Origin of the sequence: Lelliottia nimipressuralis, assembly GCF_004115925.1 — a bacterium.
Lineage (GTDB): Bacteria > Pseudomonadota > Gammaproteobacteria > Enterobacterales > Enterobacteriaceae > Enterobacter > Enterobacter nimipressuralis.
In genome coordinates this window covers 103411-129384 of the sequence record NZ_SDDX01000002.1, presented here as the reverse complement: position 1 = coordinate 129384, position 25974 = coordinate 103411, and the positions used below count along the sequence as shown (strand labels likewise).

Genomic DNA, 25974 nt, shown 5'->3' with positions numbered 1-25974 from the left:
AAAAACACCCTAATAACGGCTCAGATGATATTGCAAATTATTACCATTTGCATTAGCGTTGCTAACAAATTTTGCAGGGGAACGAGTCGGTATGAAAAGGGCGTGGAGTGGGTTGCTGTTAGGGATAAGTACGCTGCCAGCACTGGCGGCAACGTGCGAGCATCCTTCCATTCAGGGGGAACAGAAAGGGAAATTCGATGCCAGCGGCGAGGTCTGTTTCGTCCTGCCCGCGCTCGATGAAAACTACGTTTCCGCGACGCTGAGCGGTGTAACCGATGCCAGGCTGCTGGACGGGCAAAACCGCCGTATTCGTACGCTGATTGAAAAAGGTCCCAGCGATGGCGAGCACTCACTGCTGTTTGCGCTGCCGGTGCAGCAGAGCACGTCTCTGGTGCTGCACGGGGAAGAGGGCAAGCCGTGGCGCTTTACGTGGCGGATGAAAGAGACGTCGCCACTCCCGCGCACGCAGATGCTCGAGCCAGAAAGCCCGACGCTGCAAACGCTGGCTAAAACGGTTGCTGCCGGTGGAGATACTCATGCGTTCTGGCAGGCGCAAATTCGGCAGGGAACGCCGATGGTGGAGCCGGTCGATGCCAGCCACAAGCGCGTGACGTTCTTATGGCGCGGCGCGCGGGATAACGTCTTTCTTCTCGGGTCGCCCGCAGGCGATCACGATCCGCTGTTTCGTCTTGGCAAAACCGACGTCTGGTTCCGCAGCTACGTGGTGCCTGCGGATACGATCATGCAGTACAAACTGGCACCGGATGTGCCGCGCGTGGAGGGCAGCGCACGCGATCAGCGCCGCGCCATTCTGGTGAGCGCGCAGGCCGATCCGCTCAATCCACAGACCTACGGCGATCAGCAGGCCGATCGCTGGAACCGCTATTCGCTGCTCGATCTCAGCCCCGCGCGCTACTGTTCTGCGCAGGCCGCCGCGCAGCCGCTTACCCATGGCTCGCTGACGCGCCAGCCGTTTACCAGTCATATCCTCGGTAATGCGCGGGAAGTGATGATTTACAAACCGCGCGGTGCACAGCCCGCACGCTGGACGCTGATCCTGTTTGACGGGCAGATTTACCAGGATGAGTACCATTTTGCCAATGTGCTCGACGGACTGATCGCCCGCCACCACCTGCCGCCGATTAACGTGGTGTTTATTGATAGCCTCGATCACGCCCGTCGCGGCAAAGAGCTGCCGCCGAATCCGGATTACGCCGATTTTATGGCGCAGGAGCTGTTGCCGTGGCTGCGCGGGCAGGGGATTGCGCTGCAACGGCAAAAGACGGTGCTGGCGGGATCAAGCTATGGCGGAATTGCGTCGTCCTGGGTGGCGCTGCGCTATCCGTATCTGTTCGGCAACGTGCTGAGTTTGTCGGGGTCGTACTGGTGGGCGCCGAAAGAGGACGCTCCGGGCTGGCTCACGCGTCAGTATCAGCAGTCGCCGCCGTATCCGATTCGCTTCTGGCTGCAGGCCGGGCGCTTCGAAACCTCCGGGCCGGGCGGCGGGATCTATCGCAATACGGAAAAGTTTGAGCAGGTATTACGCGAGAAAGGCTATCGCGTGAGCTTCCATCCGTGGTCCAGCGGCCACGATTACGCGGCCTGGTGCGAAGCGTTGATCCACGGAATGCGCGATTTCACGGGGCTACGCGGTCAGTGAAAACCAGCGGCGCCAGATGAAACGCAGGACGAAAAATTCGATGGCGCCGAGCAGGATAAACCACAGACAGAACACCAGAGTGTAGAGCTGGTTCAGATCCATCAGATGAAACAGAGCGACCAGTTTCTGCGCCAGCGCCAGTCCGAACGATGGCGCGGGAAGCAGCAGGCAGGAGAGCAGTGCCATTAGCAAAATGCCTCCTGCCGTTAACAGCGATTCTAACGGGTGTTTCATATCAATGTTAATTGTCAGTTAAAAAAGTTATTGTCCGGCATCCTGCAACGTAAAGCAATATCATCCCGAAATTCACTTTCCTGATAAAAAAAGAATAATTATTCCGGAATATTCCTGATTTAATTAAACCTCGAATGAATGAATTCAATTATTCTGTGGTTATGTAAATAACTGTCATCATCAGGTGAATAATTTTACAAACGTATATGTGCTGTATCCAATTAACGTCGCAATAACAATGGCAACAACTATGTACAAAGCCAGGCGGCGCCCGCGATAAATCCCAAACATGCTCTCTCCTCGTTTAGATTGCGTTTAGAAATATTTTGTAAAAATCATCTCATCGAAATATTGAATGTGTGTTTTGAATAAGCCGGCGCTAATTATATTGCGGCAGAACAATTTACACCGCAAGAATTAACGCCATAAAAAATGAATTTAATAAAGCCAGAAAGGAATTCAGGCTTCCGTCCACCGGATATTGAAGGAATTGCATCAATGACCAAAAAGACTCACTCCCAGAATCGGCCATACCAGCAGACCATCGAGCAGGTACTGGCGCAAAAAAAGAGCCACGCCAACGGACTGGACCGTGCAGAAGCCCAGGCGCGTTTGCAGCAATATGGCCCAAATGCCCTGCCTGAGAAAAAAGGCAAGCCGGCCTGGTTGCGTTTTCTCGCCCATTTTAATGACGTCCTGATTTATGTTCTTCTGGCCGCCGCCGTATTAACCGCCGTGATGGGGCACTGGGTGGATACGCTGGTGATTCTGGGCGTGGCGGTAATCAACGCCTTAATTGGTCATGTGCAGGAAAGTAATGCGGAGAAATCGCTGCAAAGTATTCGCAATATGCTCTCCAGCGATGCGCGTGTTATTCGTAACGGCGTCCACGAGACCATTCCAACCACGGATATTGTGCCGGGCGATATTATTGTCCTGCGCGCCGGGGATCGTATTCCGGCGGATATGCGTCTGATCGAGGCGCATAATTTACGCGTCGAAGAGGCGATTCTGACGGGTGAATCGACGGTAGTGGATAAACACACCAATCCATTGCAGGGCGATTTATCGCTGGGTGACCGCACGAACCTGGTGTTCTCCGGCACCACCGTAAGCGCAGGTGGCGGTGTGGGCGTGGTTATCGCCACCGGCCAGGACACCGAGCTTGGTCACATCAACCAGATGATGGCCGGAATTGAAAAGCACCGCACGCCGCTGCTGGTGCAGATGGACAAACTCGGCAAAGCGATCTTCGCCATTATTCTGGCGATGATGGCGGCGCTGTTTGTCTTCAGCCTGGTGTTCCGCGACATCCCAATGGGCGAGCTGCTGCTCTCTTTGATTAGCCTGGCGGTGGCCTCTGTGCCGGAAGGTCTGCCAGCGATTATCTCGATTATCCTGTCGCTCGGCGTTCAGGCGATGGCGCGCAAAAAGGCGATTATTCGCAAGCTGCCAACCGTTGAAACCCTGGGGGCGATGACCGTGGTCTGCTCGGATAAAACCGGCACCCTGACCATGAACGAAATGACCGTTAAAGCAATTATCACCGCCGACTGCTGCTACCGCGTGGAAGGCAACAGCTACGAGCCAGTGGGTAACATCTATCTGGACGGCAGCGACGAGCCGGTGCACGTTCAGCAGGGCACGGTGCTGGAGCACTATCTGCGCACCATCGACCTGTGCAACGACAGCCAGATTATTCAGGACGAGCGCGGCCTGTGGGGTATCACCGGCGGGCCGACGGAAGGGGCGCTGAAAGTGCTGGCCGCCAAAGCCAATCTTGCGCCGGTCGTCACCAGCCTGATTAACAAAATCCCGTTCGACTCGCAGTACAAGTACATGAGCACCCACTACCAGATTGGCAGTGAGGAGCAGATCCTGGTCACCGGCGCGCCGGACGTGATTTTCGCCCTGTGCGACCAGCAGCAGACTCGCCACGGTGTCGACGCGTTTGACCGCGCCTGGTGGGAAACCGAGATGGAGCGTTATGCCAGCCAGGGGCTGCGCATGGTAGCAGCCGCGTACAAACCGGCGGCGGCCGACCAGCAGGGGCTGAGCCACGATGACCTGAACAACGGGCTGATTTTCCTCGGCATCGCCGGGATGATGGACCCGCCGCGTCCGGAGGCCATCGACGCCATCCACGCCTGTCAGCAGGCCGGTATCCGCGTGAAGATGATCACCGGCGACCACCCGCAGACCGCAATGAGCATCGGGCAGATGCTGGGGATCACCAACAGTGCGCAGGCTGTCACCGGCTATCAGCTGGAGAAGATGGACGACGCCGAGCTGGCGGATGCGGCGGTGGAGTACGACATCTTTGCGCGTACCAGCCCGGAGCATAAGCTGCGCCTGGTGAAAGCCCTGCAGGAGAAAGGTGAAATCGTCGGGATGACCGGCGACGGGGTGAACGATGCGCCCGCGCTGCGTCAGGCGGATGTCGGGATCGCCATGGGCATCAAAGGCACGGAAGTGACCAAAGAAGCCGCCGATATGGTTCTGACGGACGACAACTTCGCCACCATCGCCAGCTCGGTAAAAGAGGGGCGTCGCGTCTACGACAACCTGAAGAAAACGATTCTGTTCATTATGCCAACCAACCTGGCGCAGGGTCTGCTGATTGTGATTGCCCTGTTGGCGGGGAACATTATTCCGCTGACGCCGGTGCTGATTCTGTGGATGAACATGGCGACCTCCGCCACGCTCTCCTTCGGCCTGGCTTTTGAAGCCGCCGAGCGCAACATCATGAAGCGTCCGCCGCGTCAGACCGGTCAGCACGTGATGGATGCCTTCGCCGTCTGGCGCGTGGCCTTCGTCGGTACCATGATTGCGATTGCAGCCTTTGCGCTGGAAGCCTGGCTCGCGCCGCGCGGCCACAGCGCCGAGTTCATCCGCACCGTGCTGCTGCAGATGCTGGTGTGTGCGCAGTGGGTGTACATGATTAACTGCCGCAACAGCGATGGTTTCTCTCTGAACCGCGGTCTGCTGGCGAACAAAGGGATCTGGCTGGTCACGGGTGTGCTGTTCCTGCTGCAGCTGGCGATTATCTACCTGCCATTTATGCAGATGCTGTTCGGCACCGAAGCCCTGCCGCTGCGCTACTGGGGTGTTACCCTGGCGCTGGCTGGTGTGATGTTCTTCATCGTCGAAATTGAGAAGCGACTGACCCGCAGGTTCCGTAAGGCTGCATAACTTTTTGCCCTCACCCTCATCCTGACCTTCTCCACTGGAGCGGGCAGGGTGAGGGAGAGAATCACCTGAGGACTTCCCCATGAAATCCACCTTCCTGCGCACCGCTCTGGCGGTCGCACTTCTTTCCTGCACCCTGCAAACCGCCCTTGCCGCCGCCATTCCGGTGCGCGTCGCCAGCGTCGAGCAGACCACCCACGCCGCTGAGCGCCAGATCCCTGGCCGCATTGAGGCGATCCATACGGTAGAGCTGCGGGCGCGCACGGAAGGGGCGATAGCCAAAATCCATTTCCGCGACGGGCAGTACGTCAAACAGGGCGATCTGCTGTTCGAACTCGACGACGCGGAGCCGCGTGCGGCGGTGCGTCTGGCGCAGGCGGAAGTGAAAAGTGCCGAAGCCACCCTGCGCCAGGCACAGCAGCAACTCACGCGTTTTCAAAGCCTGAAAACCGGTAACGCTATCAGCCGCAATGACGTCGACAATGCGCAGATGCAGCGCGACGTGGCCCGCGCGGCGCTGGAGCAGGCCAATGCCCGTCTCGAGGCGCGAAACGTCACCCTCGGTTTCACCCGGATAGTCTCGCCCATCAACGGGCGTATGGGCCACAGCCGCTTCCATGTCGGCAGCGTAGTGAATCCATCGAGCGGCCCGCTGGTGGAGGTGGTGCAGCTTGACCCCATCCGCATTGCCTTCGCCCTGGAAGAGGGGGCATTTGCCGCGAAAGCCGGGCAGCATGCGGATATCACGGCGCTAAAACAGGCCTGGCTGGCGCAGATTCAGAACGGCGAGCAGCGTGAAAACGGCACCCTGACCTCGGTGGATAACCGTATCGACCCGCGCACCGCCAGCGTAATGCTGCGCGCCGAATTCGCCAATCCGCAGCACCGCCTGCTGCCGGGGGGCAACGTGAATGTCTGGCTGCGACCGCAGAGCGAGCAGGATTCGCTGGTGATCCCGGCGGCTGCGGTACAACAAAATGGCGACGGATTTTTCACCTGGGTAGTGAACGCCGACGGAAACGCTGAAAAACGCGCGCTTACGCTCGGCGGACAAATGGGCCAGCAGTTCACCGTGCAAAGCGGCGTTGAGGCGAATGAGCGCGTGGTCACTGACGGCGCACCGCGACTGCAGCCCGGTGCTGCTGTCCAGATTCTGAATTAAGGAGCCACCATGCTGACGTTGTTTATCAAACGCCCGCGCTTTGCGATGGTGATTGCGCTGGTGATCACCCTGCTTGGGGCCATCGCCCTGAGGCTGATTCCGGTGGAGCAGTACCCGCAGATCACGCCGCCGGTGGTGAATGTGAGCGCCAGCTGGCCGGGTGCCAGCGCGGCAGATGTGGCAGAAGCCATCGCCACGCCGCTGGAAACCCAGCTTAACGGTGTGGATCACATGCTGTACATGGAATCGACCAGCTCCGATGAAGGCGCCTACAGCCTGAACATCACCTTTGCCGCAGGCACCGACCCGGATCTGGCGGCGATTGATGTACAAAACCGCGTGGCGCAGGCCTTGGCGCAGTTGCCCGCCGAGGCGCAGCAAAACGGCGTCCAGGTGCGAAAACGCGCCACTAACCTGATGATGGGGGTAAGTCTTTACTCACCGGAAGGCACCCATTCAACGCTGTTTGTCAGCAATTACGCCAGCACCCAGGTGCGCGAAGCCCTGGCACGCCTGCCGGGCGTCGGGCAGGTCCAGTTGTTTGGCGCGCGCGACTACAGCATGCGCATCTGGCTGCGTCCGGATCGTATGAACGCTCTCAACGTCACCACGGATGATGTGGCCCAGGCGCTGGGCGAGCAGAACGTGCAGGGTGCGGCAGGCCAGGTGGGGACGCCGCCGGTCTTCAACGGGCAGCAGCAAACGCTCACTATCAACGGGCTGGGGCGTCTCAACGAAGCCGACGCCTTTGGCGATATCATTATCCGCGCCGGTGACATGGGGCAACTGGTGCGCCTGAAAGATGTGGCGACCATCGAGCTGGGATCGCGAAGTTACAGCTCTGGCGCGCAGCTGAACGGTCACGATTCGGCGTACTTAGGCATCTATCCGACGCCGTCGGCTAATGCCCTGCGCGTGGCCGAAGCGGTGCGCGGCGAGCTTGAGCGGCTCGCCACACGCTTCCCGGCGGACCTGACCTGGGAAGTGAAGTTCGACACCACCGAGTTTGTGGCGGCGACCATCAAAGAGATTGGTGTCTCACTGGCCCTGACGCTGCTTGCCGTGGTAGTGGTTGTTTCACTGTTTCTGCAAAGCTGGCGTGCGACGCTGATTGTGGTGCTGGCGATCCCGGTGTCGCTGATTGGCACCTTCGCGGTGCTCTACACGCTCGGCTATTCGGCTAACACCCTGAGTCTGTTCGCCATTATTCTGGCGCTCACCATGGTGGTGGATGACGCAATTGTGGTGGTCGAGAGCGTCGAAACGCTGATGGCGGAGGGGCAAAGCCGCACGGAGGCGACGGCCAACGCGCTGCGTCAGATTGCCGGGCCGGTGATCGCCACCACCCTGGTACTGCTGGCGGTGTTCGTGCCGGTGGCGCTGCTGCCGGGGATTGTCGGCGAGCTGTATCGCCAGTTTGCGGTCACGCTCTCCACCGCCGTAACCCTTTCAAGTATTGTGGCCCTGACACTCACACCGGCGCTGTGCGCCTTATTGCTGCGCCCGCGCGTCGGGCGTCCTGCGGCAGTGTTTCGCGGCTTTAACCGGGCGCTGGACGCCACGCGGCAGGCTTACACCCGTCTGGTGGAGGTCTTTAACCGTCGCCCTGTGCTGGCACTGCTGGCGACTGCCGGTGCGGCGGCCATCGTGGCGCTGAGTTTTACCGCCATGCCAAAAGGGTTCCTGCCGCAGGAAGATCAGGGCTACTTCTTCGCCAGCGTCCAGCTGCCGGAGGCGGCGTCCCTGGAGCGCACCGAAGCGGTGATGACAACGGCGCGCGAGCTGATTGCCGCCAATCCGGCGGTGGCGGATGTTATTCAGGTCTCGGGTTTTAATATTCTCAACGGTACCAGCGCCTCGAACGGCGGATTTATCTCGGTGATGCTGAAAGACTGGAGCGAGCGCCCGGCGCTCGACGAGGTGATGGGCGGGTTGCAACGTCAGCTGTTGGCCCTGCCGGAAGCGACCATCATGACCTTCGCGCCGCCGACGCTGCCGGGGCTGGGTAATGCCTCCGGGTTCGATCTGCGTATTCAGGCCCAGGCAGGGCAAAGCCCGGCGGAGCTGGAGCGCGTCACCCGCGAGGTGCTGGCGAAAGCCAACCAGCATCCGCAACTCACCCGCGTGTTTACCACCTGGAGCAGCAACGTACCGCAGCTGACCCTTGAGGTGGATCGCGAGCGCGCAGCACGTCTGGATGTGCCCGTGAGCCGCATCTTCAGCAGCCTGCAAACCGCCTTTGGCGGCACGCGCGCCGGGGATTTCAGCATTAATAATCGCGTTTACCATGTGGTGATGCAAAACGAGATGCAGTGGCGCGAGCGTGCGGAGCAGATCAGCGAGCTTTATGTGCGCAGCAATAATGGCGAGCGCGTGCGTCTGAGCAATCTGGTGACTATCACCCCGACCGTCGGTGCGCCGTTTGTGCAGCAGTACAACCAGTTCCCGTCGGTGTCGGTGAGCGGCTCGGCGGCGGCGGGCGTGAGCAGCAGTACGGCAATGGCGGCGATGGGCCAGTTGCTGAACGATACTCTGCCCGCCGGGTATGACTATGCGTGGAGCGGTATGTCGTATCAGGAGCAGCAGACGGGCAATCAGGCGATCTGGATTGTGCTGGCGGCGGTGGTGATGGCGTGGCTGTTCCTTGTGGCGCAGTACGAAAGCTGGACCTTGCCCGCAAGCGTGATGCTCTCGGTGCTGTTTGCCATCGGCGGTGCGCTGGTCTGGCTGTGGGTTGCGGGCTTTGCCAACGACGTTTACGTGCAGATTGGGCTGGTGTTGCTTATCGCCCTGGCGGCCAAAAACGCCATTCTGATCGTCGAGTTTGCCCGCGCGCGGCGCATCGACGGCATGGCGATTGTCGATGCCGCCCGCGAAGGGGCATCGCGCCGCTTCCGCGCCGTGATGATGACCGCCGTGTCCTTTATTATCGGCGTGCTGCCGATGATGCTGGCCTCCGGTGCGGGGGCGCAGAGCCGCCGCATCATCGGGACCACGGTGTTCAGCGGCATGCTGGTGGCGACCGTGGTCGGGATTGTCTTTATTCCGGCGCTGTTCGTGCTGTTCCAGCGTCTGCGCGAGTGGGGGCACTCACTTACGGGTGAGTAGTCCACAGCTCGCAGTGTTTTTGTACCAGCGAGGTCAGCGAACCGCCGTCGGCGATAAAATCCCGCATCCGCTGCGCCTCGCTTTTGCCCTGTTTTAACATCAGGGCAATTTCCGCAATCGCGCTTGTCGCGCCCACCTTATCGGCTGATGGCGCGACGCGCTCCAGCAGCCACGCGATATCCTCCGCAATGGTTTTTTGTTCGCCGCTGTTCACGTCGGTCAGCAGGCCATCCAGCCCATAGCGGCAGGCCTGAAAACGGTTGAAGTTATAGAGCAGGGCATCCTGCGGCTGGTGCTTGTACGGACGTTCGGTTAGCAACCAGTGCGACGTCGCCTGAATCAGCCCGGCGATGTTAATCGCGTGCGCCAGGGTCAGCGGTGTATCCATCACCCGCACCTCAACGGTGCCAAAATGCGGGCTGGGGCGGATGTCCCAGTGCAGATCTTTGATGCTGTCGATGGTGCTGGTATAGCTCAGGCGGCGAAACAGCCCTTCGAACTCCTGCCAGTTATTCACCCACGGCATTTTGCCGTTATCCGGAAACGCCGAGAAAATATTGAGCCGAGAGGAGGCGAATTGGGTATCGCTGCCCTGCATGTAAGGCGACGAGGCAGAGAGGGCGATAAAGTGCGGCACAAAGCGCGAAAGGCCGTGCAGAAGGTAGATCGCCTCATCGCCGTTCCGGCAGCCGACGTGAACGTGCTGGCCGAAAACCGTCGCCTGCAAAATCAGATAGCCAAACATCTCCAGCGTGCGGTTGTAGCGCTCGTCGTCGCACACCTCCTGACGCTGCCACTTCTGAAAAGGATGTGTGCCGCCGCCACAGATCTGAATATGCTGATCCGCCGCCGCGCGCAGGATCGCTTGCTGCATCGCGGAAAACTGCGCTGCAGCCTGATGAATGTCCTGGCACACGCCGGTGGCGATTTCGAGCATACTCTCGGTGATATCGTGTTTGACTTCACCGGCTTTGATATCGTTTTCCACGGCGGCAATCAGCGCCGAAGAGTCCTGGCTGAGATCGTACCCCGGCGGGTTCACCACCTGCAGTTCGAGTTCAATACCCAGCGTAAAAGGGTCGGATACATGGAAGTCGGGTAGGGGCATGGCGCGCTCCGGTTGCGGGGATGAAATGAGTATAGACATCTCCTGACCTTAACGGCATGGCGGAAGTGGCAGCGTTTCACCCGAGCTATACCTGTGCATTATCCAGGTCTGTAAACTTCAATGCGGGTGGGTGATGCGCTATCGAGTTTTTCAAACCATTCAGCCTACGTCTCAATTTTCAGCATTTATCACCAATTGGATGAGATATTTACAGCTGAAATCCTGGATGCGTTCATAGATAGGGATAAATCCGCATTAATATTTTAAAAATGGCTATTCGTATCATTGCATCTCGATGAAGCATCAACTTCAACATGCGCCCCGCCAGCCTGCTATCTTGCGCTGATTGCCGTCGTTTACACTTCGCAAATCGATAAAATTGATCCACCACAATAAACGTAAAATTATTATTTTTCTGTTTAATGCTAAAGATCTGAGACTGCCTGCCGATTTCTATTAAGCACTACAAAAATCAGTATGCTGTGCATTTTTTTAGTGATTTTAAAATGAGATCAAATAGAATAGTCCGGAAACCTACCCCAGTAGTAATTATTCATTGAAATTTTATTAAAAGAGTGGTAGGCGCCCCGATTTTTTAATTTAATACAGCAATAGTGTCGATGGACAGCACACTTTCTCGCGGCTGCGCCATGCGATAATTTAAGGATAAAACGATGGCGAATAAGCTTGAGCGTAGCGCAACATGTATTATTGTTTCTCTGACTCTTCTTCTTGGTGGGTGTGCTAATACAGGCAGTTCTCTTCTGTCGAACACCAAACCTGATCCACGATTGACCACGACCGAACAATCTAAGTTCTTTACCAGTTCCACAGCTCAAGGGTGTGGCGTTGGCGCTCTGGCCGGTGCAGGCCTGGGGGCATTAGTGGGCGTATTGGCTGGCGACAGTAAAAAAGCATTAGTCGGCGCTGCCGCTGGCGGAGCTGCCGGATGTGCTGCAGGTATGGCGACAAACTATTATCTGGACAATCTGAAAAAAGATTACGCCACAACCGCAGATCGTCTGCAGGCAATGGATAAAGATATTAGTAAAGACACGGCAGACGTAGCGAAAACAAGTGCTGCGATGAAAGAAGTTATTAGTGATAACCATGCCACACTGACCAAAATTAGCCTGCAGAAAGATAATGCCGGATTCGATAAAGCCAGCGCCAATAAAGAACTGGCTCAGGTTGATGCAAACATTAAAGTCATGAAAGACAAAATCAAGGTCATGAATGAAAAAACAGCTGCTTATAAAGTTGCCTTGCAGGGACAAAGCACGACCACCCCGGCTGATAAAGACAAGCTGAAAACATTAAACACTGAGTATACCCAACTCAATAGTCAGATTGTCGCTTTGGAAAAAGAAGCCGATGGCTTGTACAACCAACGCCAGGCTATTTCACTCGGTTGATAATTACGGGGTGATATTATTGTCAGCCCTATTTATTCCTGTGGTTATCTTCGACCCCATATTTAGCATTCTCAATTCATGGACTACTTCATGAGAAAATATGTACTACTCGCTTCGCTCATACTTGCCGGATGCGCATCATCTCCTCAGGACTGTGACTTACATGCACAGGACCCAAGTTTTATTACCAAGCTGAGCTGTGCGACTTCCGGCGGATATAGACAGAAAGTTGATGAGCAAGAGCGTCAGGTCCTGCAAAGTCAGCGAGACAATAAAATCGCGCAACAAGATCTCGCTGATACCCAAAGAAGGGAGCTTGCCTCAAGCCAGAAGCTGGCAGATGAACAAGCCAGGTTAACGGCTGCGCAATCCGATCTGGCGCAGACGCTTAAAAAACTTCAGTCGAGCAAAGCTAACAATAAGCAGCGTCAGCAAGAAATTAAGCAATTGCAGGAATTACAACGCCAGTCTCAGAAAGCGGGTAGCGCCAGTGAAATTTCCGCTCTTGAGACAAAAATTGCAGATGCCAAAAAAAGAGTCGCAGCGCTGGAAGAGGCCAACACGCTTCAATAAGCATGTTGTTTGCGTGGCGGTCTTTACGACCGCCTTAAACAGACCTTCTGATCAAGATAGCTCCACCTACACAGCGTGTGATGCTAATGATAACGACAATGAATGCGGGCTATGCAACGATTAACACGATCAGTGCCAATTGATGATTCCATCCTCGCTATTTACGAGGATACGGTCGCTATTATTCACCGTTACCTTCCACCCTCTCTTGCATTGCTTTATGCGACTGCGCGTCGGAGCACTGAAGGTAATCTCGAGTGGTGGACTGCGCGAGAAGGATTTGCAGCGCCATATTCCACGCTGAGTGATACCGAACAACATCAACTCCAGAGCAAGCGCCAGCAGTACCAGGATACTGTTTCGGGTTTGGTTGAACAGCTGAAGGCCCGTGGAGAAGTGGAACCCGCTCAAGCATTGCAACTCCTCCTTACTCACTCACAGAATCTTACCTGCTTTAGCGTCGGTGGCGAACCTGTATTAATCAACTGGGCTATCCCCCAAGAGAAAGCGGCTACTGTGGTACCAGTCGTACCGTGGTGGAAACGATTCTGGCCTTGGTTAATGTTGCTGATGTTTCTGCTCCTTCTGGCGGTCGCCTGGTGGTGGTTTGCCAACCGAAACCGCGTTGACACAATTCTTCCCGTGCAGAACGAAACGCCTGCAGCAGTTGCCAAAACCGCAGCCGAAAAGACGGAATTAACGCAGGATAACCCCAGCATCAGTCTCGAAAAAAGAAAGGACTTCGGGCGTATCAGAGTCAATCTGACGTGGCAACAGGGTCAACATAATGAGCCTGTGGATCTGGATATTGCCGCATTTGTTCGTTTCAAAAATGGCAAGATAAGCGGAGTCGAGGCGCTCAGTAAATTTCGTGGTGACTATGACAAACCGCCCTATATGTTGTTGCCGAAAGATCTTCGTGGGGGGGATGACCAGGATGGTGAATGGCTTTTTATCAACGGTAGCCAATGGCAAGAGATTGATGAAGTGCTGATTTACACCTTTATCTACGGCGGTACGGATAACTGGAAGGGTACTGATGCCACTATCACTATCTATGTCCCTGAACAGCCTCCTGTCACTTCAACGTTGGTAGAAGGAAGTGAACTCAATAACGTTGTGGCAATCGCTCGTTTAAAAAATGTTAATGGTGATATCAAAGTGGAGCGGCTTAACAGTTTCTTCCGCAATCGTGAGTCACTGGATAAGCATTACGGCTGGGGCTTTAAATGGACGCCTGGTGCGAGCAAAAATTAGCCATGTTTGTGTTTGATTTGCGTTAATTAACAGCCCTACAAGGTTTAGACAATGCGAAATTCGATTCAGGGACCACTATTACGTACCGGAAATAACTCATCGTTTAAGGCGCTGGGGGAAACCGGTTATCCCGTGTTTAAGATGGCATTTCAGCTACGTGAAGCCATCTACCGCCTCGATGCAGGTCGCGACCTGGCACGACATCTTGCTATTCCGCAAAACGACCAGGGGGGCGATCGTACCGACTGGTACAGTAGTTTTGCCGGCGATGTCATCCCCTGGAGTAGCGCAACTGAAAGTGAGCGAGCCTCCGCGCGGCAACAGTTCAACGATTTTCAGACGTCGGTGCAGGCATTAAGTGAGCAGATGCTTAATGCAGAGAAAAGCGGAGCTGGCGGCGATCGCCGTGTATTTGCGCAGTTACTAAAATCAGTTGACCAGTTTCCCGATGATGAGTTTCTTTATCTGGTTAACGGGGTATTAGTCATTACTTTTTGGGGATTTATTCACCCCAAAGGTGAGCAGCGCAATCCCATGCATTGGCTGCAACCTTCCTCAGTTCCGGTGGAAACACCTGTGGCATCATTGGCACCGCAGCTGGCACAGCCGATCGTTTCTGATATTAATACGACCGAAGGGGTTACACGGAGGCGTCGCTGGAATTGGAACTGGCGCTGGTTACTCTGGTTACTATTAGCCCTACTTCTCCTTGCCTTACTATTGGGGTTGCTGCGTGGTTGCGTACCGGCTATTTCACTCCCGGGGTTGCCAGGCATTTCCAGTGAGAAAAACCACAGCCTGCCAGTCAGTGATGCTGTCAATCACAACCTTCCAGAGGGAAAAGCCTCCGTCACCGATGGCGTGAATGCGCCGCTGATCAACGGTCAACCAGCTACCGCCAACCATTTACCCGTAGCCGGTACAAGCGAAGTCAGTCATATGTTGGATGGGGTTGATGCACAGGCCGACGTCCTCTCTCCGGGGGCAGAGGAGACGCTCCACGGAGCGCAGGAGTCGGTGAAAAATGGTGAAGCCTTAGTCACTGAACAGACGGCTGGTGTTGCACCCTCAGCAACGTCAGAAGGGCAGAACGGTGCTCCACAGGAGTCAGCAGTTGTCCCCAATACCATACCGCCAGTAATACCTGCTCAGGGTGAACCACTCACCCTGCCTGCCGCCACGCCTGATGGCCCTGCTCAGTTTCTTAACGGGCAATGGCGGGTTAACGGCGGGATTCAGGACAAGCTTACCGGCCGCCCATTGCAGTTGCAGTACAACTTTAATCAGGGCAATGGCACGGTCAGTGTTCGCCAGTCCAATGGCGTGACCTGTACTGGCTCTGCCAGAGGTAGTGTGCAGAAAGGTGCTCTCAGCATTACTAATCCCGAACAGATGAAATGTAGCGATGGCTCCAATTTTATTGGCCCAAAAATAGAGTGCAAATCACCTGCGTCTGGCCATGCCGATTGTGTCGGCAACAATGATGGGGACAAAACGTTCCCCATTCGTATGCTTCAACCCAATACTTAAACAGGGACGAATTAGATTATGTTGCCTGAGATTGTTTCCTTTGATCGTCAGATCACCCTGGTGGGTGACTCCGGAATTCAGTTTATGGATTTCGGCTTAAACCTCAAACGCCAATCCGCGGGTGAGTTTGTCAAACTTGCGAACGGCGTGCTCACTCGTCTGATTTATAACGAGCAGCGTGATTACTATTTCTATCAGCCAACGCCAGACAACTATGAAAAGGCCAAAAGCCAATACGATATCCCTGTTGAGCAGAGCCTTAAACTGCTCGACAGCGTTTGGCTGCCCCTGCCTCTGTTTCGCTTCAGTCTGCCGAATATTTACCAGGAAGGCCCACTGAACTGGGCGCGCTTCCGAATTGTGAAACTGCCTGTGCCCGATCTGGACGGTCATAGCCACCGTATGACGCTGGCTATTGATACGCGTATCATGGCCAAACAGCAATCGGCTGCAGACCTTAGTCCTAATCATGAAGATGTGAATGCCGGTGCTACTTTCGCAGTTGCCACCGCGACTTATGCGCTTAGCTGGTATTTGACTCAGGACTGGGTCAAAGACTGGCTGGTGGAAGTTTATAAAGAAGCCAGTAAAGGTCGTGATATCGATGAACGTGAAGATGAGATAGCGCAACAATACCCGCTAGCGCATTATCTCAATCTGCTCTCGTTAATGGCTATCCCGCTGGAAGGTCTGGAAACCCAGACAGAACCGTCTATCGAATTGCCACAATTCAAGGTGATCGCTAACCGGGAAGTCAATGCCATCAAACCGATTCCCGTCGACCTGATTCTGGATGTGGGCAACTCTCGTACCTGCGGTATTCTCATTGAAGACCACGGGCAGTCTGGTTCAGGACTCATGCACAATTATGTGCTGAAACTGCGCGATCTTAGCGCTCCTGAACATGTCTATACTGAACCTTTTGAAAGCAAAGTAGAGTTCTCTCAGGCATTTTTTGGCAAAGATCATTATTCAGTGCGGAGCGGTCGTCACGATGCTTTTCAGTGGCCGACAATCGCCCGAATTGGCGGTGAGGCCAGTCGCTTAGCTGCGCGGCGTAGGGGCAGTGAAGGCTCTACTGGATTATCCAGCCCAAAACGTTATCTGTGGGATGAGAAATTTTATGGACAAGGCTGGCGTTTTAACGGCAGCTACGTGCAGGATACCAATCCTCTTGCCACTGCTGCTCCTTTTGCCAATTTAATTGATGAAAAAGGCGAAGCACTTCACACCATCGAAGACGAGATGGATCGGATCCCTGTCTTCACGCCACGCTACTCCCGCAGCTCTTTGATGACTTTCATGCTCTCAGAGGTGTTGACTCAGGCTATTAGCCAAATCAACAGCCCTGAGCAACGAATTCGCGAAGGGCATGCCGGGCTGCCTCGTCAATTACGTCATATTATTCTGACTGTCCCACCGGGTTTGCCAATGGCTGAACGCTGCATTCTTGATGAAAAAATGCGTCAGGCCGTAGGGTTAGTTTGGAAATCTCTGCGCTGGCACACTGGCGAGAATGATCCTTACGTCGACGAGCTCGAAGAGTACAGCAAAGAGAACATCAAGATTCCTTTGCCTAAAATTCGCGTGGAGTGGGATGAGGCCTCTTGTGCACAACTGGTTTATCTCTACACCGAGATCAATCAGAATTTCGCCGGCCATCCGGAAGTGTTTTTCGATACCCTGGGTCGTCCGGATCGCAAAGAACGTGAAAGTATTACTATTGCGTCAATTGATATCGGCGGGGGAACAACGGATCTCGTCATCTCCGATTATAAGCTGGACAGGAACGGGGTCTCTGGAGGTGGCGCGAATGTCCATATCATTCCTCACCAGCGTTTCCGCGACAGTTTCAAAATTGCAGGCGATGACATACTGCTTGATGTAATTCAGTCCTACGTACTTCCTGCCTTTGAATTGTCGCTGCGCGAAGCCGGTGTGCGTACAGTCGAAACACTGATGTCCCAGCTATGTGGTTCACAAAATATTAGTGCCGCAGAAGCGGTGTTGCGTCAGCAACTGAGCTTACAGCTTTTTGTACCGCTGGCTCTGCACATATTAACCCGCTATGAACAGTTTGATCCGCAGAATGAACAGACGCATCTCCTCATCAGCCAGCGAGTCAGTGAACTCCTGCCGGCAGGAAGTATCAGTGAAGAGGTTGCGGGGTTTGTGCGTCGTGAAGTGCAAAAGGCGGGAGGACCAAGTGACTTCAATCTGGGGGACATTACCCTCAATCTCGCGCTGACAAAGCTGCACAATGATTTGTGCTCAGGAAAGTTCAACATCGATAAAGTCCTTACCGCACTGTGTGAGGTGTTATCCTATTATCATTGCGATCTACTGTTGTTGACCGGGCGGCCGTCGCAATTACCGGGAATCCAGGCCATTGTCCGTCGTAATTTGCCATTACCTCCGGGACGCATTTTAGCCCTGCATGGCTACCAGACCGGTACCTGGTATCCGTTCCATAAAAACGGCCATATTGACGATCCGAAGAGTACCGCTTCTGTCGGCGCAATGCTGTCGCAGCTCTGTGCTAATCATAGTATTCCTAATTTCCACTTCCGTATCTCGGCGCTGAAACCTTATTCAACCATTCGCCATATCGGCATCATTGATATGGATAATCTGATACACGATGCCGACGTTATTTATCGCCATATCGAATCAGAAAACGGGCAAATTAAATTACCAGTGGTAATGAATGAGGAAAGGGAAGCAACAACGCAGAGTATCGTCATGCGTGGTGACCTTCGATTAGGCTATCGCCAACTGGATGCGGAGCGTTGGTCTGCAGCTCCCCTATACACCCTGCGTTTTAGCGAGTCAGGACGAAAAAAATTCTCAGCGGCAATGTCGATGGACAATGGCTCCCCTTATATCAAAGTCAGATTGATGATTGATAAAGGTAAAGCCGCACGAAAATTAGGGCTTATCAGCGATCGCCTGACGATTGCAGATGTAAGTAGTAACACCGACAAATCTTTCAGCAAAAATGATGTAGAGCTGGAATTTAATACCATGCCCGATACGGGACTTATTGATAGTCGACATTGGCTCGATAGCGGGAGTGTGAAGAAATAATGAACAACGATCAAAATACTCTGCAACAAGGTTGGGCTGCTATCGCTCAGGGTTGTCAGGATGCGCTGGGATGGGTTGAAAGCGTTCGAACAAGTTCTCGTCGTCTCGACAATGAAGCCGACAAGCTGAATCTGAATTTACTGCGAACCCGCAACCTGGCGAACAATCTGACTCAGGTTTCCACGACTCCGATGACCGTGGGTTTCTTCGGTATCTCGCAAGCGGGGAAATCTTATCTTATCTCAGCATTAGCTGCGGGCAGTAATGGTGAGCTAGGGGCACGCTATGGCAACCAGCTCGTAGACTTTATCAAAGAAGTTAATCCGGTTGGCGGTGGTAAAGAGGCGACTGGTCTGGTCACGCGCTTCACCTCAAACGCGCCCGAGGCTCCTGTGGGTTATCCCGTGCCTTTGCGCCTGTTCAGTGAAATTGACCTGGCAAAGATTCTCGCGAACACCTGGTTTAACGACTTCAATCACGAGCAACTGAATTATCAGATTGATGAGAACCGCATCGAAGAAAGCCTGCGTCCTTTCTTGCAACGCAACAGTCAGTCAGAGGCTAATAATGGTGTTAGCCGTGAGGATGTTGTAGCGCTGTGGGACTATCTGAACGCGTCGTTCAAAAAATCAGTTGAAAAGCTTGAGCATGCCTGGTGGCCACAGGTGCTTAAAATTGCTCCAGCGCTCAACCCACGCGAACGTGCGGACCTATTTTCACTTCTCTGGGGTGAGCAACCGGAACTCACTGAGACCTATCGTTCACTAGCGGGCGTGCTGGCGAAACTCAATCACGCCAAAATGGTGTTTGCACCCTTAGAAACCCTTACCGATCATAGCAGTGGGAGCATAATGAATGTCGACAGTCTGAATCGTCTGGGGTCGAATCAGGATCGTACTGTCGAAATACGTTACTGGAAAGAGGGCCTGCAAACCGGTAGCGCCGCCTTGTCACAGGCGGAACTGGCGGCACTGACTTCAGAGCTTATTTTCCCGCTCGCCGAAGTGACAAACAACAGCATGATGGAGCAGGTCGATTTACTCGACTTCCCCGGTTATCGCGGTCGGCTCAAGCTCTTGACTCTGAAAGATGCTGCTCAGGATGGGCAGAACCCGGTATCGCAGCTGCTGCTAAGGGGCAAAGTTGCCTATCTATTTGAGCGTTACACCGATAATCAGGAAATGAATGCGCTGGTAGTGTGTGCCAGCTCGTTCAAGCAAAGTGATGTTTCCGATGTCGGCCCGGTTCTGACACGCTGGGTTGAGAAAACACAAGGTAAAACTGCAGAGGAGCGTGGGAAAAGCAAAGCAGGCCTATTTTGGGCCATCACAATGTGTGATATGCGCATTACTGACAATCTGAAAAAAACGGAAAGTCAGTTAAAAGAGGCCTGGGAAGGCATGCTGCATATGACGCTGCTGGAACGTTTTGCCCAGTACGACTGGTTAAAAGAGTGGTCACCGGGTAAGCCTTTTGATAACTGCTTCCTGGTGCGTAAACCAGGAATTGATAACCCCTTCCTGACGCTTGAAAATGAACCAGGTCATGAGAACCTCAAAGAAGTGGCGCTTGCTGAACGCTACCGCGATGTGCTCGATAGCATGGGTCATGTTTTTATTACTGGCAATAATGTCCGTCGTCACGTTGCCGAGCCAAAAGAGGCGTGGCAGGGGATGCTTCAGCTCAATGACGGAGGGATTTCCCGCCTGACAGAAGCCCTGCGTGGCGTTGCTCATCTGAAATTCAAATTGGAGCGGTTGCAAGAACAGTTATTGCAATGTCGCCACGAAACGGGTGATCAACGCCTTGGCCGGTGGTACGAGCATGATGGTGACGGGCAGATCGTTAAAAAACAAGCTATCGCCAAAGAGCTTTGGCAAGGTTTATCCACTTGTCCGCACAGCCTGGGTGAGATGATCACCAGCCTGGATCTGCCTTCTCACGAACTGCATAACATCTATCTAAGTATTCGTAATCAGGATCGTGATCCGCAAGAAGGTGATGAACCGCGCCCGCAGAATGCTTTTACTGCTAATCCTTTTGGCAACAATCCATTTGGTAATAACCCATTTGCCAGCAATCCTTTCGCCGATGAGAATCTCAATGAGAGGCTTGCCGCTACTCAGTCTGCCCCCACATCTGAACGCGTAGGTAGGGATGATGAGTTCGCCCATCAGGCCTTCAAAGCCTGGGTGGCGCATCTGCGAGAGTTGCCGCACCAAACCGCTCACTGGAAACAGTTAGGGATGACTGGTGAGATGATCAATCAGTTATGCGAAGAGCTGATCACTGCCGCCACGCGACTGGATCTCGAGGGAATGTTAAAACGTGCTCTGGCAGGACAGGAGCAGGCAGGTACACGACGTGAGCAGTTGCTGGCGCGTCAGGTACTGCGTGCCCAACTTGCAATGCGAGATTTTATCGCCTGGTTTGGCTATCTATCCTTACCAGAAGAACAAATTCCCAATAGCTATGTGGGTGAGAAAAATAAAGTTTTTGCCCGCCAGACATCCCTTGCCAGCGATGAATTGCCCAAACTGACTTCTGTCGCCCCACAGCCTGGCGTTGCCTATATGGGGGACTGGCTTTCGGCATTAATGACCATCATCCTGGACAATGCGGGGCATAGTGCCACTCGTGATATCTCCTTCGAACATAACCGGCAACTTGGCCAAATCATTGGTCAGATGAAACAAGAGAACATGCCATGCTAGCAAAAATTTTCCCTTGCCAACCCGCAGAACCGGGTAATGCGCAATTGATGATCCGCCTGCGCGGTGAGCAGTCAGTGCTGTCAAACCTGACTTTTAGTCTTTGCAACAATGAACAAAATTATCTGCAGCCAGACAACAACTGGAGCTCGGCACCGCATTGGTTCACCATAGATGGAGGCTACCCGTTTAATAATGGAAGTGGTTTTCGTATCGGGCCAACCTTGCTCGATCCATTGCTGGAAAGAGCAAGTCAGGTACAAATTCAGGTTCAGCTGGCATCGGGTGAAACCCGCAGTACGACACTGCAATTAGTGCGCGATGAATTGTTATCCTCTGAAGCTCGTGGACAAACAGGTGACTATAGCGGCAGTAGCGTGCTTTCGGCACCTTCTTCTCTCTCTGCCTCAGCACCCGAAGCCACGCCAGAGCTTACCCCGGTCGCTGAGCCCATTACAACGACAGCAGAATCCATCCCTGAGACAGCAATACCTCAATCCAAACGTAAAACGTCTCTTATTCCAATGATCGCTGCCGGACTTATTTTACTGCTGATTGTTGCAGGTGCACTTTGGTGGTTTATGGGAAGGAGTAGTGCTCCTGCTCAATCAATCCCCGAGGACAAGCAACAAGAAGCGCCTGTCGTTGCTACTGCGCCTGTAACCTCGGAGACCGTGAAAGATACCGAGTGCTCAACGACGAATCTGGCTAGCCAAAGTGAACTCGATTTTGTTCAAAACTGCGTGCAGCAAAAACTTGATAGCGACAAGTTGCTAACCATTATCCAGGCCGCCAAAGACGCGAAAAAATGCGGTGTGGCCCAGCGTCTATATGCCAACCGTGCTCAGGGTGGAGATATCAAAGTCGCCCTCGCTTACGCCAGTGAATATGATCCGCAGGATCATAAGCCAAGCGAGTGCTTCAAAACTGCAGATGCAGATACCGCCGCTTACTGGTACGAAACTGTGCTGCAAACTGAACCGGAAAACGTAAATGCAAAACAACGCCTTGAGGAGCTTAGAAAATGAAAAAAACACATTTTCTTCGACTGGCGCTGCCTTTATGTGGCCTTATTCTTACAAGTCAGGCGCTCGCAACTGAGGGGGAGAAACCCCTTCTGCAAGAGGGCAAGAAAACCCTGTTTCAACGTGTTTTGACTACGCCAGGGTGCAAAATAGGCACAAAGGCTGGAGATGATAAGGGGCAGTTACAACCGGCGTTTAGCAGCTTTTATGTTTACCAAAAACAAGACGTAAACGGGCAAAGCTGGGCCAAAGTTGGACCTGATAGCTATGGCAAGACCATTGGCTGGTTACCTGAGTCGTGCACTGTTGACTGGAAAATGCAACTAACCCTGGCATTTACTAACCCCGCAAACCGTGACCGGCTGGTGTTCTTTAAAGAGAAAAAGAGTCTGGATGCTATTCTCTCTGCTCCTGATCCGGTTTCGCTGGTGGCACCGCTTCGTGCACATCTTAAGCGCGACGGTAAAGCCGATGGGGTCCTTGCTCAGGAACCGGAATATTTTGTTGATCTGCAAAAGCAGTTCTACCTGTTACCGATTCTCAGCGGCGAAGAGGTGATGACAGAAAGCGGGTTCTACACACGGCTACTCAACGTTGCCTCTGTAAGTAAGGCTACACCTGTTACAAAGCAGAGCGATGATATTAACCAGCTCAAAGGCTTCAATGCCTCTGTGGTTTTCGTTATTGACTCGACCATTTCGATGGGCCCGTATATCGAGCGAACGAAAGAAGCGGTCAATAAAATCTACGACAAGATTAAACAGGAACACCTGCAAGAGCAGGTTAAGTTTGGTTTGGTTTCATTTCGATCAAATACGAAAGCCGTGCCAGGTCTTGAGTACACGTCGAAAATTTTTGTCGACCCAAATCAGGTGAAAGGTGGTGAGGATTTCCTGAAAAAAGTCTCAGGCCTTAAAGAAGCAAAAGTTTCCAGCTCTCTCTATGATGAAGATGCTTATGCAGGGGTACTTTCCGCGATCGACAGCATTAACTGGAGCCCTTTTGGCGCTCGTTACATTGTCTTAATCACCGATGCAGGCGCCATTGAGGGTAGCAATAAACTATCAGCTACAGGTCTTGATGCAAAACAGCTGCGTCTGGAAGCTGGAAACAGAGGTATTGCTATTTATACCCTCCATCTGAAGACATCTTCAGGTAAGAATGATCATTCAAAAGCTGAAGGCCAGTACCGTGATCTCTCCAACTTTGATAGCACGCAATCCAATCTTTACCAGTCTGTTGATGCCGGTGACCTAAAAACCTTTGGTCAGCAGGTTGATACACTGGCCGCAGCGATTACGGAACAGGTTAAGTCCGCCTATATGGGCGATCCGGCGATAGGCAGTGCACTCTACTCAAAAGATGATGGTAAAAAGCAGACTTCAGAAGAGAAATTACTGGGTGACACTGCGCTAATTGGTCATGCGATGCAGCTGGCCTGGCTGGGGAAAAAGAATGACACCCAGGCGCCATTAGTGTTTAAGGCCTGGATCAGCGACCGCGATCTTATCAAGCAAAATATCCCTACAACTGACGTTCGCGTATTGCTCACTAAAGGTCAACTGAGTGATTTGAGCGATGTGGTGAGCCAGATCCTGCAAGCGGCTAACGAAGGTATGATCTCGCCGGATAAAATGTTTGAACGCTTGCGCACTGTAGCTGCGACCATGGGGGCTGATCCTAACCAGCTGAAGCAACAAGAAAATGCCAAAATTAACGATCTTGGTGTGTTAGGTGAATACTTAGCAGATCTGCCATACCGTAGTGATGTGCTGAATCTTGATGAAGAGACATGGAAAAGCTGGGATGGACTGTCGCAGGAGAAATTTATCCGTACCTTGTCTTCAAAGCTGCGCCATTACCAAAAATATAACGCCGATGTTGATCGCTGGGTAGAGCTTGCCAAGGGCAGTGATCCGCGCGATCGCGTATATCCCGTGCCGCTGGAAATGATGCCTTAATGCTTTACATAGAAGATCTGTCTATTGTTCGCGGGCAAGGCCCTCAGGCACATCATGTCTACCTGCCGCAGTTAACGCTGCGGCCAGGTCAGGTCGTGGCCGTTACCGGTGAGAGCGGCTGTGGCAAAAGTACGCTACTTGAGGCGATCGGTTTGCTGCTGCGTCCTGCCAGTGTGGGGTGTTTCGAGTTTCATGATGTAAAACGGCTCGATGTTGCCTCTCTGCTCAAGAGTAATCAGCAAGCAGAGCTGGCTGACATTCGTGCCCGTCATTTGGGATTTGTACTACAACATGGCGGCTTACTTCCCTTCCTTAGTGTGCAAGACAATATACGCCTTCCGTGCCAATTGCTCGGCGTGGTGCCGAATAAAGCTATGTTAAGCAGAGTCATTGACGCGTTAAAGCTAGGCCCATTGTTAAACAAGTACCCGGCACAATTATCATTTGGTGAAAGACAGCGAACCGCGTTCGCCCGAGCGATTATGCACCGTCCGGGACTGGTGCTGGCCGACGAGCCCACTGCGGCACTCGATCCCTATAATGCACAGCAGCTATTTAGCCTGTTTGTCGACCTGGTCGCGCAAGAAGGAATGATGGCACTGGTCGTCTGTCACGATTGGCCACTGGTGCAACATTTCAATTTGCCTTGTTTAGTTGCGCGTCTGGACTCCGAGGCGTCTGACCCATCTGACGCCATGGTCCAGAGAGGAACTCACTTTGTCTTTTAACCGTACCCTTTTGTTGAGTCGCCTTGCGATGCAAGATCTGTGGCACGATCGCATCATCTCATTTTGTATCGTGTCCTCTCTGGTCGCGGTTATCGCCCCATTATTACTGCTGTTCGGTTTACGGTTTGGCATTGTTAGCCAGTTACAGAATGACCTTGCCAATGATCCCCGGAATCTGGAGATCAGGATGCTAAGCAGTGGTAGTTATGATCAGGACTGGATAGAACGATTACGTCTACGTCCCGATGTGGGTTTTACGATAGGGCAGACTCGTTCACTCAATACTCTTGCCGATCTGCAAACAGATAGCAGCCATTTCATCGAAAATGCCGAAGTCATTCCAACTGATATCGGTGACCCATTGCTGGGCAAGCTTGAAATTCATCACGACAATGAAGTGGTCCTGACCCAGGAAGCGGCACGAAAATTGTCGGTAAAAGTCGGTGATACGCTCACTCTGCGTGTGAGCCGTCAGCTTGAAGAAAGAAGGGAATGGGGGCGTAAAAGTCTGACTGTTGTCGGTATTTTGCCTGCCACTTATTTCAACCGGGCAGCGATATTTACTCAACCCTCCTTGCTCCTGATGCTTGAGCATTTCAGAGACGGCTACGCGATTTCAGCTCTGGGGGCGAGTACTGGCCAGCCGGTAAGTACAAAACCCCCACTTTATGCCCGCGCCAGATTGTATGCCAAAAGCATCGATGACGTTGCAACCCTTGAACGAGACTTGCGGACGCAGCGCATCGAAACAACCAGTCGACTTGCAGATATTGAGAATGTGAAAAGCATCAACCGGGTACTGGGCGTAATTTTTAATACCATTGCTGCCACTGCTTTTATTGGTTGTATCGCGTCTCTCATCGGTTCATTTATCGCCAACGTTGATCGAAAACGCAAACATATTTCGGTACTTAGACTCCTGGGATTTACGGGGCCAGCGGTGGGAGGGTATGTGATGTTGCAAGGCTGTCTGCTCAGTCTGCTAGCGTATGTGGGCGGTTACGGCATCTATCTTATTGCCAGTCAGATTTTTAACCGAGCGTTAGCCGGTAGCCAGGCAACCGACCAGCTGCTGTGCAAAATAACGTTAGAACACAGCATTATAGCAATGGCAATCACGATTGTGGTGGCACTAGTGGTTGCCAGCATTGGCGCTTATCGGGCCATTAATATTGAACCAGCGCAGAGCCTGCGCGAAGTATGAACATCTGCCCGTCTTCCTCTTT

At 53.4% G+C, this 25974-nt stretch carries 16 protein-coding genes; 14 read left to right on the top strand and 2 right to left on the bottom strand.

The features are described from left to right. Positions 1–91 precede the first annotated feature (91 nt). Positions 92–1660 (top strand): alpha/beta hydrolase-fold protein, encoded by a 1569-nt coding sequence (locus ETG88_RS03015; protein WP_129034551.1) that lies wholly within the window; start codon positions 92–94, stop codon positions 1658–1660. Here the strand turns inward: ETG88_RS03015 and ETG88_RS03010 are convergent. Next, positions 1646–1894, bottom strand: coding sequence for a DUF1158 domain-containing protein (locus ETG88_RS03010; protein ID WP_100777296.1), 249 nt, complete (start codon positions 1892–1894; stop codon positions 1646–1648). The genes ETG88_RS03015 and ETG88_RS03010 overlap by 15 nt on opposite strands. 498 nt (positions 1895–2392) lie before the next feature. On the opposite strand from ETG88_RS03010, the gene ETG88_RS03005 reads away from it, so the two are divergent. The 3 genes from ETG88_RS03005 to ETG88_RS02995 all read left to right on the top strand — a co-directional run bounded on the left by ETG88_RS03005 (position 2393) and on the right by ETG88_RS02995 (position 9353). Continuing rightward, complete coding sequence (locus ETG88_RS03005) at positions 2393–5086, top strand: cation-transporting P-type ATPase (RefSeq protein ID WP_102104225.1); 2694 nt, start codon at positions 2393–2395, stop codon at positions 5084–5086. A gap of 79 nt (positions 5087–5165) precedes the next feature. Next, the gene (locus tag ETG88_RS03000) at positions 5166–6245 is read left to right on the top strand and encodes an efflux RND transporter periplasmic adaptor subunit (RefSeq protein ID WP_100777294.1); all 1080 of its coding nucleotides are present in this window, start codon (positions 5166–5168) and stop codon (positions 6243–6245) included. Between the two features lie 9 nt (positions 6246–6254). Then, complete coding sequence (locus ETG88_RS02995) at positions 6255–9353, top strand: efflux RND transporter permease subunit (protein WP_129034549.1); 3099 nt, start codon at positions 6255–6257, stop codon at positions 9351–9353. On the opposite strand, the gene ETG88_RS02990 is transcribed toward ETG88_RS02995, so the two are convergent. Then, positions 9340–10461, bottom strand: a complete 1122-nt coding sequence (locus ETG88_RS02990; protein ID WP_129034547.1) for a YbdK family carboxylate-amine ligase — start codon at positions 10459–10461, stop codon at positions 9340–9342. The genes ETG88_RS02995 and ETG88_RS02990 overlap by 14 nt on opposite strands. A 674-nt stretch (positions 10462–11135) precedes the next feature. Here ETG88_RS02990 and ETG88_RS02985 point away from each other — a divergent pair. The 10 genes from ETG88_RS02985 (at position 11136) to ETG88_RS02940 (ending at position 25952) form a co-directional block, all read left to right on the top strand. Next, positions 11136–11876, top strand: coding sequence for a YMGG-like glycine zipper-containing protein (locus ETG88_RS02985; RefSeq protein ID WP_129034545.1), 741 nt, complete (start codon positions 11136–11138; stop codon positions 11874–11876). Between the two features lie 90 nt (positions 11877–11966). Beyond that, the gene (locus ETG88_RS02980) at positions 11967–12449 is read left to right on the top strand and encodes a hypothetical protein (RefSeq protein WP_129034543.1); all 483 of its coding nucleotides are present in this window, start codon (positions 11967–11969) and stop codon (positions 12447–12449) included. 111 nt (positions 12450–12560) lie between these two features. Next, complete coding sequence (locus ETG88_RS02975; RefSeq protein WP_129034541.1) at positions 12561–13706, top strand: tellurite resistance domain protein; 1146 nt, start codon at positions 12561–12563, stop codon at positions 13704–13706. Positions 13707–13757: 51 nt separating this feature from the next. Next, a complete protein-coding gene (locus tag ETG88_RS02970) occupies positions 13758–15236 on the top strand; it encodes an SrfA family protein (protein WP_129034539.1) in 1479 nt (492 codons plus the stop codon). A gap of 18 nt (positions 15237–15254) precedes the next feature. Continuing rightward, positions 15255–18323, top strand: a complete 3069-nt coding sequence (locus ETG88_RS02965) for a virulence factor SrfB (protein ID WP_129034537.1) — start codon at positions 15255–15257, stop codon at positions 18321–18323. Then, positions 18323–21037: a virulence factor SrfC family protein gene (locus ETG88_RS02960; protein WP_129034535.1), complete on the top strand. Its 2715-nt coding sequence runs from the start codon at positions 18323–18325 to the stop codon at positions 21035–21037. The genes ETG88_RS02965 and ETG88_RS02960 overlap by 1 nt, the downstream gene beginning before the upstream one ends. Then, positions 21031–22062, top strand: a complete 1032-nt coding sequence (locus tag ETG88_RS02955) for a flagellar basal body-associated FliL family protein (RefSeq protein ID WP_129034533.1) — start codon at positions 21031–21033, stop codon at positions 22060–22062. Before ETG88_RS02960 ends, ETG88_RS02955 begins: the two co-directional genes overlap by 7 nt. Continuing rightward, positions 22059–24020 (top strand): vWA domain-containing protein, encoded by a 1962-nt coding sequence (locus ETG88_RS02950; RefSeq protein WP_129034530.1) that lies wholly within the window; start codon positions 22059–22061, stop codon positions 24018–24020. Before ETG88_RS02955 ends, ETG88_RS02950 begins: the two co-directional genes overlap by 4 nt. Further along, on the top strand, positions 24020–24748 hold the full coding sequence (locus tag ETG88_RS02945) for an ABC transporter ATP-binding protein (protein ID WP_129034528.1): 729 nt from the start codon (positions 24020–24022) through the stop codon (positions 24746–24748). The genes ETG88_RS02950 and ETG88_RS02945 overlap by 1 nt, the downstream gene beginning before the upstream one ends. After that, positions 24738–25952, top strand: coding sequence for an ABC transporter permease (locus ETG88_RS02940; RefSeq protein ID WP_129034526.1), 1215 nt, complete (start codon positions 24738–24740; stop codon positions 25950–25952). Before ETG88_RS02945 ends, ETG88_RS02940 begins: the two co-directional genes overlap by 11 nt. Positions 25953–25974 lie beyond the last annotated feature (22 nt).